Annotated in this window: 10 protein-coding genes; all 10 read right to left on the reverse strand. The window is 75.4% G+C overall.

The features are described 5' to 3' along the window. Positions 1 to 101 precede the first annotated feature (101 nt). Positions 102 to 1085, reverse strand: coding sequence for a hypothetical protein (locus tag ACLFMI_RS07655; RefSeq protein WP_410947031.1), 984 nt, complete (start codon positions 1083 to 1085; stop codon positions 102 to 104). After that, positions 1082 to 5608: a hypothetical protein gene (locus tag ACLFMI_RS07660; RefSeq protein ID WP_410947032.1), complete on the reverse strand. Its 4527-nt coding sequence runs from the start codon at positions 5606 to 5608 to the stop codon at positions 1082 to 1084. The genes ACLFMI_RS07655 and ACLFMI_RS07660 overlap by 4 nt, the downstream gene beginning before the upstream one ends. Then, positions 5608 to 6360, reverse strand: a complete 753-nt coding sequence (locus tag ACLFMI_RS07665) for a hypothetical protein (RefSeq protein WP_410947109.1) — start codon at positions 6358 to 6360, stop codon at positions 5608 to 5610. Before ACLFMI_RS07665 ends, ACLFMI_RS07660 begins: the two co-directional genes overlap by 1 nt. Before the next feature lie 38 nt (positions 6361 to 6398). Next, complete coding sequence (locus ACLFMI_RS07670; RefSeq protein ID WP_410947110.1) at positions 6399 to 7808, reverse strand: hypothetical protein; 1410 nt, start codon at positions 7806 to 7808, stop codon at positions 6399 to 6401. Positions 7809 to 7950: 142 nt separating this feature from the next. Continuing rightward, positions 7951 to 8973: a P1 family peptidase gene (locus ACLFMI_RS07675; protein WP_410947033.1), complete on the reverse strand. Its 1023-nt coding sequence runs from the start codon at positions 8971 to 8973 to the stop codon at positions 7951 to 7953. A gap of 102 nt (positions 8974 to 9075) precedes the next feature. Continuing rightward, positions 9076 to 9837 (reverse strand): SRPBCC family protein, encoded by a 762-nt coding sequence (locus ACLFMI_RS07680; protein WP_410947034.1) that lies wholly within the window; start codon positions 9835 to 9837, stop codon positions 9076 to 9078. Positions 9838 to 9932: 95 nt separating this feature from the next. After that, a complete protein-coding gene (locus ACLFMI_RS07685; RefSeq protein WP_410947035.1) occupies positions 9933 to 10784 on the reverse strand; it encodes an FAD binding domain-containing protein in 852 nt (283 codons plus the stop codon). Continuing rightward, entirely contained in the window at positions 10781 to 13261 is a 2481-nt protein-coding gene (locus ACLFMI_RS07690; RefSeq protein WP_410947036.1) for a xanthine dehydrogenase family protein molybdopterin-binding subunit, read from the reverse strand. The genes ACLFMI_RS07685 and ACLFMI_RS07690 overlap by 4 nt, the downstream gene beginning before the upstream one ends. 1 nt (position 13262) lies before the next feature. After that, positions 13263 to 13769 (reverse strand): (2Fe-2S)-binding protein, encoded by a 507-nt coding sequence (locus ACLFMI_RS07695; RefSeq protein WP_410947037.1) that lies wholly within the window; start codon positions 13767 to 13769, stop codon positions 13263 to 13265. A gap of 361 nt (positions 13770 to 14130) precedes the next feature. Next, entirely contained in the window at positions 14131 to 15723 is a 1593-nt protein-coding gene (mftF, locus tag ACLFMI_RS07700; RefSeq protein ID WP_410947038.1) for a mycofactocin biosynthesis glycosyltransferase MftF, read from the reverse strand. Positions 15724 to 15840: the final 117 nt, after the last annotated feature.

Genomic DNA, 15840 nt, shown 5'->3' on the forward strand with positions numbered 1-15840 from the left:
ACGACGACCGGCGACGACGGCTGACGGCGACGACGGCTGACGGCGACCGGGCGCCGGGCGAACCCGAGCGCCGCCGGGCGAAGCCCGGCGGCGCGGGCGGGTCAACCCGGCCCGAGCCCGTCCCGCCAGCCGTCGTCCCCGGCGAGCACCCGCTGCCCGACGGCCTCCTGGGCGAGGCGGTGGCCACCGGCGAACAGGTCCCGCACCGGACCCCGCAGTCCCGGATCCAGCCAGTCCACATCGGAGTGGTCGACGACGGGGACGGCCGCGGGACGCCCGTGCTCCAGCAGCGCCCGGTACAGGCCGGTCGCCGGCCGCACCGGCCCGACGCCCTCCGCCTCCGCCGCTGCCGAGGCCCGGGCCGGGATCCGCAGGCCCGCGGGATCCAGGTCGCCGAAGTAGCGGATCGTGCCGGGCGGGTCGTCGGCGAGCGAGAGCACCGACGACGCGAAGCCGTTCCCGGCACCCCACCCGACCGCGCCGACCGGTCCCGGATCGACGCGGAGGGCGGCGAGCAGCGAATGGAACGTGTCGGCGTTCTCCACGACGAGCAGTACCGGTCCGGCACCGACCGGTTCGCGGTGCAGCGGGAGCCGCACCCGGCGGGCCCGCAGCGTCTCCGGAGTCAGCCGGCCGGGCAGCCGCCCGTCGAACGCCTTCTCGTCGCCGGTGATCTCCAGGGCACGCTCGCGCAGCGGGGCCTCGGCGGCGTGCGTGCCACCACCGAACAGCCAGTCGCTGACCTGGCGCAGCACCGGCGACGGGTTCGGCAGCTCGGCCGCCCAGTTCAGCTCCGGGTGCCAGGGCCGGGTGTCCCGCGGTGGGCGCACGGGCGTCGGAGCGCGGACCACCTTGACCCGCCGGGGCAGTGGCGGGGCGCCGTCGTCGGTCACCTTCGTCGCGGTGAGTTCCCCGGCCGCCACCAGCTCCTCGAGAGCCTCGGCAAGCCTGCGGCGGGCGTGCACCGTTCCCGCCGAGCCGGGATCCGCCTGGGCGAACGCGCCGTGCAGCGCGTTCTGGGGAAGCACCGTCCGGCCGTCCGCACGCAGGTGTTCGAGGAGCCGCCCGGCAACCGGCCCGATCATTCCCCGTCCCCGCCGCGATCGGCGCCGGCCGGGGCCGGGTCCTGCGGTGCGCCGTCCGCCGGCCGCCGGTAGACCCGGGTCGCGCTGATCCGCCCGGCGCCCTCGTCGCCGGCGTCCGGCCCGAGCGAGGCGGTGACCCGCTCGTCGACCGACAGGTACTTTCGCCCGGCCCGCAGGTCGGCGTCGTTGCGCAGCCGGATGAGCAGCGGGAACCCGGACAGCGCGCCGGCGTCGAACAGGCCGGTGGTGTAGACGAGCTGCACCCCGAGCGCCGCGGCGACGCCGAACTGCAGCTCCAGCAGGTACCCGGCGGACGCCCGGCCGATCGGGTTGTCCAGGAACAGCACCCCGGCGTGCGCGCGGCGGCCCTGTCCGCGCTGGTGCGCCCGCAACGCGGCCATCGTGCAGTACAGGACGATCGCCGCGGTCAGCTGCTGGCCGCCGGAGAACACGTCCTTGATCTGCGAGACCCGCAGCCGCTCAGTGCGCAGCACCGCGTCCGGCTTGAGCATCTCCACCCGGACGCCCTTCGGCATCGCAGCGCGCACCCCGCGCAGCAGCATCGCCATCCCGTCCCGGCGGTCCCGGTTCCGGCCCGACCCCGACGCCGCCGACTCCGCGGTCCGGTCCACCACCGCACCGAGCTCGTGGCGCAGCGTGGCGTCGTCGTGCTCGTCGAACCGGATCCGCAGGAACTGCTGGCCGGACCAGTCCCCGAGGCCGTCCGGGAGCTGGGAGAGCCGCTGCGCCAGCCGCAGCGTCCGCAACGCCTCGCCTACCATCCCGGACAGCCGGGTGACGATCCCGGACCGGTGCCGCTCGATGTTGGTGAGGTCGTCGTCGAGCGAGCGCAGCCTCGGCCGCAGGGCCTCGATCCAGTCCGCCGCCAGCGCCGGCATCTCGGACCGGTCGACGCCGCCGATGTGCCGGTGCACCGGCGAGCTCAGCGTCGCGAACCGCGGGTCCTGCGCGAACTTGGCGACGGCGTCGACCCCGGCCTGCACCTTCCGCTCGGCCCGGGAGCGGTCCCCGGCCGCGTCCCGCAGCCGCGCCTGGTGCTGCTTCAGCGCGGCGACGGCCTCGTCGACGTCGCCGGGGAACGGGATCCCGCCCGGCTCCGGGGTCTGCTCCAGGCCCTCGACGATCCGCGCGAACCCGCGGGCCAGCTCCTCGGCGGTCCGGTGCGTCTCCTCGGCGGTCTGCCGCGCCCGCCGGGCCCGTTCCAGCTCCGCGGAGGCCGCGTCCCGGTCCGCCGACGCCCGTGTGACCAGCCCGCGGCCGTGCTCGGCATCGCGGGGGGCCTCGTATCCCTCGATCGGGTGCCCGCCCTCCGGGAGCGACGCCAGCTCCCGGCGGAGCACCTCGACCTCGGTGTTCGCCTGCTGCCGGCGTTCCTCGGCCCGCTCGTAGGCCTCCCTGGCCTGCTCGGCAGCGGCCCGGCGGCTCGCGGCGTCGGCCCCGTCGGGGGTGTGCAGGAACGCGGTCGCGGCCTCCACCACCGAGGCCGGCAGCCCGTCGACCGGGGCCCGCTTCGCGGCCGCGTCGGCCTCGGCGCGGTCCAGCGCCCCGCGCAGGTCGGTGTCGACGGCGGCCGAGGCGTAGGCGTCCCGGGCCCGCTGGAACGCGTCCCGCAGCTCGGCCAGCGACGCCTCGGGCACCTCTGACGCCCCGGACGCCCCGGACGGCTCCGACCCCGCCGATGCCTCACCGGGCTCGGGTGGCTCCGCCAGGGGCAGCGCCGCCGCCTCGTCCCGCACGGTCACCGCGATGCTCCGCTGCCGGTCCCGGGTCTGCTGCGCGGCCGCGGCCTCCCGGGCGGCGACCCCGGCCGAGATCCGGGCCGCGTCGGCGTCGGCCCGCAGCCGGGCGGCTTCGTCGGTACCGGTCCGTTCCCGCTCCTGCAAGGCGGGCCGGCGGGCCAGCTCCTCGCACAGCGCGGAGAGCGCCTCGGCGCGCCGGCGGGCCCCGGCGGCGGTCCGCTCGAGACCGGGCCGGTCGGTGGTGAGCCGGTCGGCGCGCTCGTCGAGCGCCGCGACCTCGGCCCGGCACTCCTCGTAGGCGCGGACGGCCTCGTCGCGCTCCCGGTCCGCATCGGCCGCGGCCGCGGTCAGCTCGTCCAGGGTCGGACGGCGGTCCCGCACCGCGGCGAACCGTTCCCGCAGCCCGCGGTCGGCCTCCAGATCGGACTCGAGCGCCGCGATCCGGGACGCCCGCTCCTCGGTCTCGGCGACCAGCCGGACCCGGACCTGCTCGGCGGCGTCCTCGTCGTGCAACGCCGGGTTCGGCGGGACGACCAGCTCGATGCCGGGCGCGGAATCGCCCTCCGCGCTCAGCGCGGCCGTGGACCCGACGGCGACCAGGCAGGCCGGCAGCAGCCGCGCCTCGTCGAGCTCGGCGCGGGCGCGGGGCGCGTCGACCGGGTCGTTGAGCAGCACCCCGGCCGCGAGGTGCGGCAGCCGCTCCAGCACCGGCCCGCGGTCGGCGGCCGGCAGCATCGCCAGGTAGCGGCGCCCGGACCAGGCGGTGATCCTCGCCTGCTCCAGCACCTGCAGCACCGACTCGATCTCCGGCGGGTCGGGCAGCAGGCCGCCGTCGCCGAGGGCGTGCAGTGCGCGCTCGTCCCGGCGCTGGTCGCCGAGCAGCCCGGTCCGTTCCCGTTCCGCGGAGCCGATCGCCGCGGTGATCCGCTCGACGACCAGGCCGGCATCGGCGTCCGGGCGGACCGTCTCGACGCCCAGCAGCTCCGCGGGCCGAGTCTCGGCGACCAGCTCCTCGCTCGCGGCCGCTGCGGTGGCCCGCGCCGTCTCCGCGGTCGCGGCGGCGGCGCGCGCGGTGCCGGCCGCGTCCTGTGCGGCGGTCCGGCGATCCTCGGCGGCGCGGCGGGCCTCTCGGATCCCGGCGGCGGCGTCGTCGGCGTCGGTCAGCGCGGTCGCCGTCGCGGCGGCGGCCTGCTCGGCGGCGGGGGCCTCGTGCTCGACGTCGTCGGGGCCGGAACCCGCGTTCAGGTGCCCGGCGGTGACGGCCGCGGTGATCCGCCGGTCCAGGTCCGCCAACGAGTCAGTGGCCTGGGACACCCCGCTCTCGGCGCGGACCGCGTCGGCGGTGCGGTCGACCTGCTCGGTGTGCGCCGCGGCGGCCCGTTCCTCGGCGGTGGCCCGGGCCTGTTCGGCCGTGGCCGCGGCGGCATCGGCCTCGGCGGCGGTCGTGAGCAGTGCCGCGGACAGCGCGCGGGCGGCGTCCTGCCGGGCCGCCAGCGCCGGCCGCGCCTTCTGCTCCTCCTCGTCGACGCGGCCGCGGAGCCGGGCGGCCTCGGCCGCGGCGACCCGGTGGGCCAGCACCGGCTCGACCGCGTCCCGCGCGGCGGAGACGGCCGCGGCCTCGTCGCGCTCCCGGGTGGCCGTGCCCGCAACCTGCTCGGCCTCCTCGACGGCCAGCCCCGCGGTCACCCGGCGCAGCTCACCGACCGTGTCCTTCAGTCGCTGCGCGACCCGCCCCGCCTCCTGCTCGGCCTCGAGCGCCTCGTCGGCGGCCGTGGCCGTCGTCCCGGCACGGGTGGTCTCGGAGACGCGGCGGGCGGCGACCGACGCGGCCGTGTCCCGCAGCGCCTCGCGGGCCCCGGTCTCCGCGGTCCGCGCGGTCGCGGCGTCGTCCTCGGCGGCCACCATCGGCTCCAGCCGGGACAGCGTGCCGTCGACGAACTCCCGCTCGGTCTCCAGCTCCTCCCGCTCGGCGAGCCGGTCGGCGTAGCCGGCCACCAGCTCGGCGACGTTCTGCGGCTCGGCCGGGTCGAGCACCGCGCGGAGCAGGAAGTCGACGAACGCCTCGTCGGTCGGGAACGAGAACGCCTCGGCCGCCTCGCCCTCGCCGGCGTTCATCGCCCGCTGGTAGCGGAACAGCTCCGGGTCCAGCCCGACGTCGACCAGGTGCCGGGTCCAGTCCCGGTGCCCGGTCTCCCAGGCCAGCTCGCACTCCGGCTGCTCGCGCTGCGCGGTGAGCAGCCGGTCCTTGAACGACGCCATCGTCACCCGGCGCCCCTCGTGGGTGAGCGGCAGGTCGTCCAGCCCGAGGCCCGGGACCGGCCGGAACGCGTACCAGGCGTCGGCCAGCTTCTCCGGGTCCGACGACGCGACGTGCCCGCGCCACTCGGACACCTTGCCGGTGACCAGCAGCCTCCCGGTCCGGACGTGCATCCACTCGCACACCACGTGCGCGACGTCCTCGCCGAGCACGAAGTTCTCCAGCACCGTCGTGCTGCTGGTGCCGACGACCTGGCGGCGGCCGGGCAGCAGCACCGAGAAGATCAGCTTGAGCAGCACCGACTTGCCGCCGCCGTTCTCCAGGAACAGCACCGACGCCGGCGAGGGCCGCCGCGGCGTGCGGTCCACGGCGTCCGGGGCGAACAGATCCTCCTGCACCGCGACCTGCACCGGCCGGCCGACGCCCCGGAAGTCCAGCGAGACATCCTGGTAGCGGGCTGCGGTCGGGCCGACCGAGAAGAGGCGGACCCGGGTCAGCTCATACATCAGGGGCCTTCGGCTCGTGAGCGGTTATCGAGGTCCCCACCGTGATAACCACTCACGAGCGACGCGGTCGCGCTCCCGGCAGGCAGCACGCCGAGCGAGAGCAGCTCGTCGAACGCCCGCTGGGCGGCCAGCTCGCGGACCTGGACCTGGTAGCGCGGGGTGGTGCGGTAGGCGCCCTCGGCCCCGACCGGGACCAGGAACCCCTGGTCGGCCAGGAACCGCAGCGCCTTGCCGACGATGCCGCGGGTGGTGGACTCGCCGGCCCGGCCGTCCTTGGTCGCGGTGGTCTCCGGGCGGCGCAGCCAGACCCGCCAGACCTCCTCCAGCTGCGGCGCGTCCGACTCGGGATCGGCCGGACCCTCGGCGTGCTCGTTCAGCACCCGGCAGGCCTCCCGCACCGCCCCGTCGACCAGCTCGATCGAGACCCGGCCGACGTAGCTGTCGTCGCCGAGGTCGTCCGGGCGCGGGAACGCCAGCGCGGCGACCGCGAGGTGCGCGATCCCGTGCAGCACCTTGTCCGCCTGCCGGTTCGCCAGCGCCGTGCGGCGGGCGTAGGAGTCCATCCGGATCTCGAACACCGAGCCCTCGGTCGCGGCCAGCACGATCCCCGGCCCGCTGTCGACGGCCAGCACGACCAGCCCGAGCCCGGACGCGACCCGCTGCACCGCGTCGGCGAACTCGTCGTCGTCGCGATAGCGCTGGACGAGCTCGGCGTAGTCCGGGTCGCGGCCGGGCAGCGCCTTGGGCCGCATCCCGAACGCGACCAGCCGGGCGGCGGACTCGATCCCGCTCACCGCGCCTCCCCCTCGACCTCGGCCAGCGCGAGCAGCAGGTCCGCCCCGCCGAACTCCGGATCGTGCAGCACCGTGCCGTCGTCCACCGCGACCAGCACCGACGGGTCACCCTGGGTGCGGGCGGTCCCGACCGCCGTGCCGACGGCGTGCACGGCGCGCAGCGCGACCAGCTGCGTCACACCGGTCCCCGCCTCCCGCGCCCGGGCCAGGGCACTCGACAGCCGCACCGGCCGGGCCGGGCCGCCGGCACCGCCGGGCAGCACCGCGTCGGTCGCGGTCCAGGTGTCCTGCCCGAACCGCTCCGGCGGCTGCGGCGCCAGCTCCGGCTCGGGCATCTCGGCGCCGAACGGGTCGCGGTCGGCCGGCGGGGTCAGCAGCGTCTCGACCAGCCCGCCGAGTCCGGGTACCGACGGGTTCCGGAGCCCGGTCCCGGCCGCGAAGTACGCCGTCACCGGGTCGTGCGCGGTCCCGACCGTCAGCCCGAGGGCGGGCCGCAGCAGCTGCCCGAAGACGTCGACCGAGGCCCGCTTCGGCCGCCCGGAGAACTGCTGGCGGTCCTGCTCGGCGCGGAACGCGGCCCCGGCCTCCTGCAGCCGGGTCTGCAGCTGGGTGTGCCGCTGGATGCAGTCGTCGACGACCTCCACCAGGTCGGCCGCCTGCCGGCGACGGTCCGGCTCGGTCGCCTCGTCGCGGGCGTCGGCGATGTTGGCCTTGATCACGGTCTCCGCCCGGTACCGCGCCTCGATGTGGGTCAGGGCCTCGTTCAGCAGCTGCGGAACCGCGTCCAGCCAGTCCACCGACCGGACGTCGCGGCGGGTGGCCTCCAGCTTCCGGCGCAGCATCTCGGCGTACTGCACGGTGCGGTAGCGGGCCTGCTCGGCGGCCAGCCGGGCGTCACCGAGCCGGCCGCGGACGATCAGGTTCTCCAGCTTCGTCTCGGCCGCCTCCTGGGCCGACTCGACGTCGGTGTCCAGCGCCCCGACCAGCACGTTGATCGCCTCGTCGGACGCCCGCAGGTACACCCCGCCGTCCGGCGCGGCCACCTCGACCAGCAGCTTGAAGTCGAACCGGCGGCGCTGGTAGCGCCCCTGCGCGTCGGTGCTGCCGTACTCGACGGCGAACCCGCGGTCGATGCTCCCGACGTTGATCAGGTTGTCGATCACCCAGTGCGCGACCCTGGCGTGCTCGGAACGCGGGGCCCGCGGCGCCTGGGCCGCGACGAAGGGCAGCAGCCGGCGCACGACCTCGGTGTGGTCGGCCCCGTGGTCGAAGTCCATCGCCAGGGTGACCTGGTCGATCGCCTGCAGCCCGATCTCGCCCATCTGGTACCCGGTCGCGTCCCACTCGAGACGGCCCTTGCGGGCCTCCAGGTCGTGCAGCGGGGCGGTGCAGGCCAGCGCCTTCATCCGGCGCGCGACGCCCTCGTCCGCAGTCAGGCCCCCGGTCGACACCCGCGGGACTCTACGTCAGCGGTGATCGGCACCCGCCGGCCCGAGCCCCGCCCCGGGCGCCCCTGGGCACGACCGGTGCAGCCCGTGGTCCGGCCGCTCACCGGGAGGCCAGCAGCGACCGGTAGGACGGCACGTCCGGCGCCGGCTCGGCGGCCAGCAGGGCGTGCGCGACCGCCCGCGCGGTCACCTCCGCGACCGCGGCCTGCAGCGCGTACAGCGTCCCCGGATCCGGGGCCGGGCAGGTCCCGGTGGCCAGGCCGAACGCGGCGTCACCGTCCATCAGGGTGTGCACCGGGGAGATCGCGCGGGCCAGCCCGTCGTGCGCGAGGGCCGCCAGCCGGGCGCTGCCTGCCTTGTCCAGGGACGCGTCGGTGGCCACCAGGACCAGCGTCGTCGCCGCCCCCACCGCGCGGGTGTGCGCGGCGTGCGCGGCCGCGAGCCGCTCCCGGGCCGCGGTGTCCGGGGGCGCGTCGCCGAACTCGCCGGGCAGCCCGCTGCGGGTGCCGAGCACCTCGCCGGTGCGCGGGTCCACCGTCGACCCGGCGGCGTTGAGCACCACCAGCGCGGCCACCGTCGGGCCACCGGGCGCCGCGGAGCCGGAGCGGTCGAGCACCGCCGAGGCGGAGCCGATCCCGCCGCGCAGCCCGCCTGCGACGGCGCCGGTGCCGGCCCCGACCGAGCCCTGTGCCACCGGCCCGTCGTGCGCGTCGTCGTAGGCGGCGGCGCCGGTGCCGGCGTCCGGCCGGGCACGCACGTCCCCGCCGCGGCCGAGGTCGAACACCACCGCCGCCGGGACGATCGGCACGACCGCGCCCGCCACCGGGAAGCCCGCGCCGTCGCGTTCCAGGCGGGACATCACCCCGGACGCCGCGTCCAGGCCGAACGCGCTCCCCCCGGACAGCGTGATCGCGTGCACCCGCTGCACGGTGGCCTGCGGGTCCAGCAGGTCGGTCTCCCGCGTCCCCGGCGCGGCGCCCCGGACGTCCGCCCCGGCCACGGCCCCGCCGGGCGGAGCCAGCACGACGGTGCTGCCGCTACGGGCCCCCGCCCCGGTCACCGCGGCGTGCCCCACCCGCAGCCCCGCGACGTCGGTCAGCCCGTTCCGTTGCCCCGCCCGCACGGCACCCAGTCTCCTCCCCCACCTGGAACCCACGGCGTGGAGCCGTGATGCGCCTGGGCCGCCCCGGAAACCGCATCACGGCTCCACGCCGCGCACTCGGGTTCAGTCGTCCTGCGCGTCCTGGGCGTCCTGCTTGCCGCCGCGCAGGCGCTTCACCACGAGGAAGATCAGCAGCAGCGCGCCGAAGCCGCCCAGCACCGGAGCCAGCCGCTTGAACACCGGGGCACCCGCGGAGTCGAGCAGGTCGATGGCCTCGACCGGGTTGCTCTGCGGCTGCCGGGGTGTCGACGCCGCCGGGGCCGGGGTCGCGGTCTCGGCGCGCTCGCCCGGAGCCGGCGGGACGGTCGGGATCGGGCTCGTCTCGTCGGCCGCGTGCTTCGGGCCGGCACCGTTCGACCCGGCGGACCCGGCAGCGCCCGGCCCGGTCAGCTTGTCCGCCACGCAGGACGAGAACTGACCGATGATCTTGTCGGCGACGTCGGCGATGACGCCGCGGCCGAACTGGGCCGGCCGGCCGGTGACGGTCATGTCGGTGACCATCGTGACCGAGGTCTTGTCCGGGCCGTCGGCGACCATCGTGCCGGTGACGGTGGCCTTGGCGGTGCCGTTACCCCGGGCGTCCCGGCCGCTGGCGTCGATGACGACCTTGTGGTTGGCGTCGTCGCGCTCGATGTAAGTGCCCTTGCCCTTGTAGGTCAGGGAGATCGGGCCGAGCTTGACCTTCACCGTCCCGGTGAACGAGTCGTCCTCGTAGTCGCTCAGGGTCGCCCCGGGGAAGCACGGCGCGATGAGCTCCGGGTCGTTGAGGGCCTTCCAGGCGTCCTCGATCGGCGCCTCGATCGTGAACTTGTTCTCCAGCTGCATCTCTCACTGCCTCCTCGTCCGGGGCGAACAGCACGGGGCGCCTGCCCGCAGGTCGGCGGACAGGCGCCCCGTGCCTCGTACTCGCTTCAGCCCACTCAGCCGGCCGCGGTCAGCACCGCGCGTCCGGTGAGCACCTTCGCCAGGTGCTCACGGTAGTCGGCCGCGGCGTCGGCGTCACTCGGAGCCGAGGTGCCCTCGGTCGCGTGCTCGGCCGCCGCCTTGGCCACGTCCGGTCCGGCCGCCTGACCGACCAGGGCCCGCTCGACGCCGGTCGCCCGGATCGGCACGTTGCCCATGTTGGTCAGACCGACGCGGGCCTCGGCGATCTTCCCCGCGTCCACCTTCAGCGCGACGGCGACGGCCACCATCGACCACGCCTGGGCGACCCGGTTGAACTTCTCGTAGTGCACCTTCCAGCCGGTGTACTTCGGGAACCGGATCATGGTGAGGATCTCGCCCTCGCCGATGGCGGTCGTGAAGTAGTCCTGGAAGAAGTCCGCCGCGGTGACCAGGCGGGTCCCGCCCTGGCCCAGGATCACGAACTCCGCGTCCAGGGCGAGCGCGGCCGCTCCCAGGTCACCGGCCGGGTCGGCGTGCGCCAGCGCGCCGCCCAGGGTGCCGCGGTGCCGGACCTGCGGGTCGGCGACCGTCTCGGTGGCCTGCGCGACCAGCTCGACGTGGGAGTTCACCAGGTCGTTGCGCATCACGTCGTGGTGGGTGGCCATGGCGCCGACCATGACGTAGTTCTCGTCCTCGCCGATCCGCTTGAGCTCGGGGATCCCGCCCAGGTCGATGACGACGGACGGTGCGGCCATCCGCAGCCGCAGCACCGGGAGCAGGCTCTGGCCGCCGGCGAGGATCTTGGCGTCCTCGCCGCCCTGCTGCAGCGCCTGCACGGCCTCCTCGACCGAGGACGGCCGGACGTAGTCGAACTTCGCCGGGATCACTGGACCTCTCCCTTGGGGTTGTTCGGGTCGATCGAGCCGAGGCCGGCGCCGGGCGCGTGGACGTCGCTCGGCGTCTGCTGGGCCGCGTGGCCCCGGGCCTTCTGCAGGGCCCGCCAGACCCGCTGCGACGTCGTCGGCATCTCGATCTCGGTGACGCCGAGGTGCCGGACCGCGTCCAGCACGCCGTTGACGATCGCCGGGGTGGAGGCGATGGTGCCGGCCTCGCCGACACCCTTCACCCCGAGCGGGTTCGTCGTCGACGGGGTCGACACCGTCTCGCTGGTGAAGCCGGGCAGGTCGGCCGCGGACGGGATCGTGTAGTCGACGAACGTGGCGTTGACCAGGGTTCCCTGGTCGTCGTAGTTGGCCTCCTCGAACAGTGCCTGCGCGATGCCCTGGGCGAGGCCGCCGTGCACCTGGCCCTCGACGAGCAGCGGGTTGATCACGGTGCCGATGTCGTCCACGCAGACGTAGTTGCGCAGGTTCACCCGGCCGGTCTCGGTGTCGACCTCCATGGCACACAGGTGGGTGCCGTGCGGGAAGGAGAAGTTCTCCGGATCGAACACCGCGTCCGAGTCCAGCGAGGGCTCCATCCCCTCCGGGTAGTCGTGCGCCATGAACGCGGCGAACGCGATCTCCTGGATGGACTTGCCCTTGTCGGTGCCCTTGACGGTGAACGCGCCGCCCGAGAACTCGAGGTCGTCCTCGGATGCCTCGAGCAGGTGCGCGGCGATCTTCCTCGCCTTCTCGATCACCTTGTCGGCCGCGTTGACGACGGCGATGCCGCCGACGGCCAGCGACCGGGACCCGTAGGTGTCCAGGCCCTTCGGCGCCACCTGGGTGTCACCGTGCAGGATCTCGACGTCGTCGAACGGCACGCCCAGCCGATCCGCGACGATCTGCGAGAACCCGGTCACGTGGCCCTGGCCGTGCGGCGAGATGCCGGTGGTCACCTCGACCTTGCCGGTGGCAAGCATCCGCACGCTCGCGGCCTCCCAGCCGCCTGCGCCGTAGTCCAGCGAGCCGAGCACCCGGGACGGCGCGAGGCCGCACATCTCGGTGAAGGTCGAGATGCCGATGCCCAGCTGCACCGGGTCGCCCGAGCGCCGCCGCTCCTCCTGCTCGCGGCGCAGCCCGGCGTAGTCGAACAGCTCCATCGCGCGCTGCGTGGCCTGCTCGTAGTTACCGGAGTCGTAGGTCAGCGTGGAGACCGTGGTGTACGGGAACTCGTCGTGGGCGATCCAGTTCTGCTCGCGCAGCTCCATCGGGTCCCGGCCGAGCTCGTGCGCGAGCTCGTCCATCATCCGCTCGATCCCGAAGGTGGCCTCGGGGCGGCCCGCGCCGCGGTAGGCGTCGGTGAGCGTCTTGTTGGTGAAGACGGTCGAGCAGGTGAACCTGTACGCGGGGATCTTGTAGATGGCGTTGAACATGAACGCGCCGAGTACCGGCACGCCCCCGCCGATCAGTGCCAGGTACGAGCCCATGTCGGCGTAGAGGTGCACGTCGAAGCCGGTGATCGTGCCGTCCTTGCGGGCGGTCATCACCAGGTCCTGGATCTGATCCCGGCCGTGGTGCGCGGCGAGCATCGACTCGCTGCGCGTCTCGGTCCACTTGACCGGCTTGCCGAGCTTCTGCGCGAGCAGCACGCAGAGCATCTCCTCGGGCAGCACCGCGAGCTTGCCGCCGAAGCCGCCGCCCACGTCCGGGGCGATCACCCGCAGCTTGGACTCCGGCACCCCGAGGGTCACCGTGGTCATCGTGCGCAGGATGTGCGGCACCTGGGTGGCGGACCAGATGGTGAGCTGCTCGCCGGTCGGGTCCACGACGCAGGAACGGGGCTCCATGAACGCCGGGATCAGCCGCTGCTGGCGGAACCGGCGGCGGACGACGATCTGGTCGTCGTCGGCCTCGGCCGTCTTGATCGCCTCGGCGACGTCACCGCCGGAGCCGGCCGCGCCGGAGTCGAAGACCCAGGTCGCCGAGACGTTGCTGCCCAGGTCCGGGTGCACCAGGTCGGCACCGTCCTGGGCGGCGGCCTCCATGTCCAGGATCGGGTCGAGCGGCTCGTAGTCGACGTCGACCAGGTCAGCGGCGTCCCGGGCCGCCGCGGCGGACCGCGCGACGACGACGGCGACGCCCTCACCGGAGAAGTTGACCCGGCCGGTGGCGAGCACCGGGCGCTGCGGGGCCTTCTGGTCCGGGGTGATCGGCCACGCGTTGGGCAGGCCGACCTCCTCGGCGCCCAGGTCGGCGGCGGTGTAGACGCCGAACACCCCCGGGGCCTTCTCGGCCTCGGCCTTGTCGATCGAGTTGATCGTCGCCCGGGCCAGCGTGGAGCGGACCACCGCGACGTGCACGGTGCCCGGTAAGGCGATCGAGTCGGTGTAGCTGGTACGACCGGTGATCAGGCGCTGGTCCTCCTTGCGGACCCGCGACCTGCCGATCTCTGTCGTGGTGGGCTCGGCGGTCGTCGTCAACTCAGTTCCCTCCGGCGACCGGGGCGGGGGACACGGACTGCCCCGGCTTCATGTTCTGCGCCGCGCTCTGCACCGCCCGAACGATGTTCTGGTAGCCCGTGCAGCGGCAGAGGTTGCCCTCGATGCCCTCCCGGACCTCCTGCTCGTTCGGGTCGGGGTTGTCGCCCAGCAGGTCGACCGCGGCCATGATCATTCCCGGCGTGCAGTAGCCGCACTGCAGGCCGTGGCACTCGCGGAAGGCCTCCTGCACCGGGTGCAGGTTCCCCTCCCGGGCCAGCCCCTCGATGGTGGTGACCTCGCTGCCGTCGGCCTGGACCGCGAGGACCGAACAGGACTTCACGCTCTGCCCGTTCAGGTGCACGGTGCAGGCACCGCAGTTGCTGGTGTCGCAGCCGATCAGCGTCCCCGTCTTGCCCAGCGTCTCCCTCAGGTACTGCGCGAGCAACATGCGGGGCTCGACGTCGTCGGCGTAGTTCACGCCGTCGACGGTGACCCGGACCTCTGTCATGAACTCTCACTCCTCGTACGCGATCACGCACTCGAGTCGCACGGGATCTACCGGGGACATCGTTCGAGGAACGCCGTGCGCGGTCGCGACCGCGCCGGCGCGCCTGGAGTGCCGCCACGATGGGTGTGGCGGCGCCCACATCACACTCCCGATCTTCCTGGGAGGCAAGGCACGACGCGACGGGACGACGCGCGCGACAGCCGCGCCGTGCCGGGAGTGACCGGGGGATCGTCGGATTCCTGCCCGCAGCCGCGGAGCAGCTGGGAACATCAGACCGCAGAAACGGATCCGTGACACAACACGAATCACCCGTTCAGACCAGCCCGGATGGGGTGGTCAGCGGTCGGACGGACAGGTCAGCCTAACCTGCGTGACCGGCGTTTCCAGGCCCCACCGGGCGCAGCGGTGCCGCCGTCCGGTGCACCCGGGCACCCCACCAGAGCCCGGCGCCGTAGCCCAGATCGTCCAACCGGTGCGCGAGCAGGTGACGCAGCGGGTCCATCCGCACCTTCGGGTCCCGGTCCCGGTGGATCCACCAGTCGGCGAGCCCCTCGGCCACCCCGGCCACGGCGACCGCCCGCCGGGCCCGGGCGGAGAAGGGCAGGGCGAGCGCGGCGACCGGCCAGAAGTGCCGGGTCAGCGCGGACGCCAGCTGCCACAGCGCGCCGGACAGGCCGAGCGCGGTCAGCCGGGCCGCGGTGCGCCGGGGGTGGTCGAGCCGGTGCAGCCTGCGGGAGAGCCGCTCGGTGGCCGCCACGGTGATCGCGGCCGCGGCGGCGGTGGCGCCGCGGCGCTGGGCGAGCAGCAGCAGGCAGACCGCGGCGGTCCACGGCGAGAGCACCACCGGCGGCACCGCGCCCGGGTGCCGGAGCGCGAGCGGGGCCGCCCCGGTGCCGTAGAACGCCTTGCGACGCAACCACTCCGCAGGTGCCGTGCGGTGGTCGTGCGCCACCCGCGACACCGGTTCGAAGCGCATCGCCCAGCCGGCCGCGTGCAGCCGCAGCACCAGGTCGACGTCCTCGGCGACGTGCATGGCCGGGTCGAACGGGGCCTCGCCGACAGCGGCCACCCGCACCAGCAGCGCCGCGCTGGGCACGTAGGCCACCCGGGAGCGCGGGACGATCAGGGCCGGGTCCGGGCCGAGGTCCAGGGAGGACCGGACGGCCTCGTAGCGCCCGACCGCCCCGCGGAGCCCGGTCCCGTGCCCGGGGTCGAGCGCGACGATCCGTGGGGCGACCAGGCCGACGGCCGGGTCGGCCAGGTGCCCGAGCAGGGGCGGCAGCCAGCCGGGTTCCGGGACCACGTCGGAGTCGAGGAACAGGACGTAGGGCGTGCCGGCGGCGGCGAGTCCCGCGTTGCGGGCGGCCGCCGGTCCGTGCGGGGTGTCGTGCCGCAGCACCGTGCCGCCGGCCGCCTCGACGCTGCGGCGCAACGGTTCCGGCTCGGTCGACCCGTCGTCGACGACGATCAGCCCGCCCAGCTCCCGCGGCTCGCACGGGCCGGCCGGATCCCGCGGCCCGCCCGCGTCCGCCGGCGGGCGCGCCGCGACCGGCCCCGGCGCGGCGACCGGCCCCAGCGCGGCGAGCAGCCGGTCCAGCGACCGGTCCTTCACCGGGACGACGACGGTCACCTCCGCGGGGCGCACCTGCGCCGCGGGCGGGTCCGGGACGGGGTGCACGAGGCCGGCGTCGAGCAGCGTGCGGGCCAGCGCCCGGTGGGTGGGCGTCTCGACGACCAGCGGCCGGCCGGGCGGAGGCAGCAGCGCCCTGGCCCGCGCCGAGAGGTGCACCAGCCGGGGCGGCGCGCCGCCGAGCAGCGCCGCGCCACCGTCGATCCGCCGGGTGCGCCGGTCGGGCAGCACCCGGAACCCGTCCGGGAGTCGCCGGTCCGACGGGCCGGTGGACGCGCCCGCGCCGGAGCTCGAGAGGTCGGAGCGGGTGTCGGCGGCGGTCACCGCCCGAGCGTTCCATCCGGGGCGGCCGCGGGTCGACTCCGCCCGGCAACCGCGGGCCTGCTCCCGCGCCGGGACCGTGGTCCGGGCCGCCCGCGCCCGACCGGGCGGTGCGGAGCC

This window comes from Pseudonocardia nantongensis (assembly GCF_046546495.1).
GTDB lineage: Bacteria > Actinomycetota > Actinomycetes > Mycobacteriales > Pseudonocardiaceae > Pseudonocardia > Pseudonocardia nantongensis.

Coding starts and splice junctions, on each gene's coding strand:
- ACLFMI_RS07680 (WP_410947034.1), bottom strand. CDS start 9,837: ATGCAGCTGGAGAACAAGTTCACGATCGAGGCGCCGATCGAGGACGCC.
- ACLFMI_RS07665 (WP_410947109.1), bottom strand. CDS start 6,360: ATGCGGCCCAAGGCGCTGCCCGGCCGCGACCCGGACTACGCCGAGCTC.
- ACLFMI_RS07695 (WP_410947037.1), bottom strand. CDS start 13,769: ATGACAGAGGTCCGGGTCACCGTCGACGGCGTGAACTACGCCGACGAC.
- ACLFMI_RS07655 (WP_410947031.1), bottom strand. CDS start 1,085: ATGATCGGGCCGGTTGCCGGGCGGCTCCTCGAACACCTGCGTGCGGAC.
- ACLFMI_RS07660 (WP_410947032.1), bottom strand. CDS start 5,608: ATGTATGAGCTGACCCGGGTCCGCCTCTTCTCGGTCGGCCCGACCGCA.
- ACLFMI_RS07670 (WP_410947110.1), bottom strand. CDS start 7,808: ATGAAGGCGCTGGCCTGCACCGCCCCGCTGCACGACCTGGAGGCCCGC.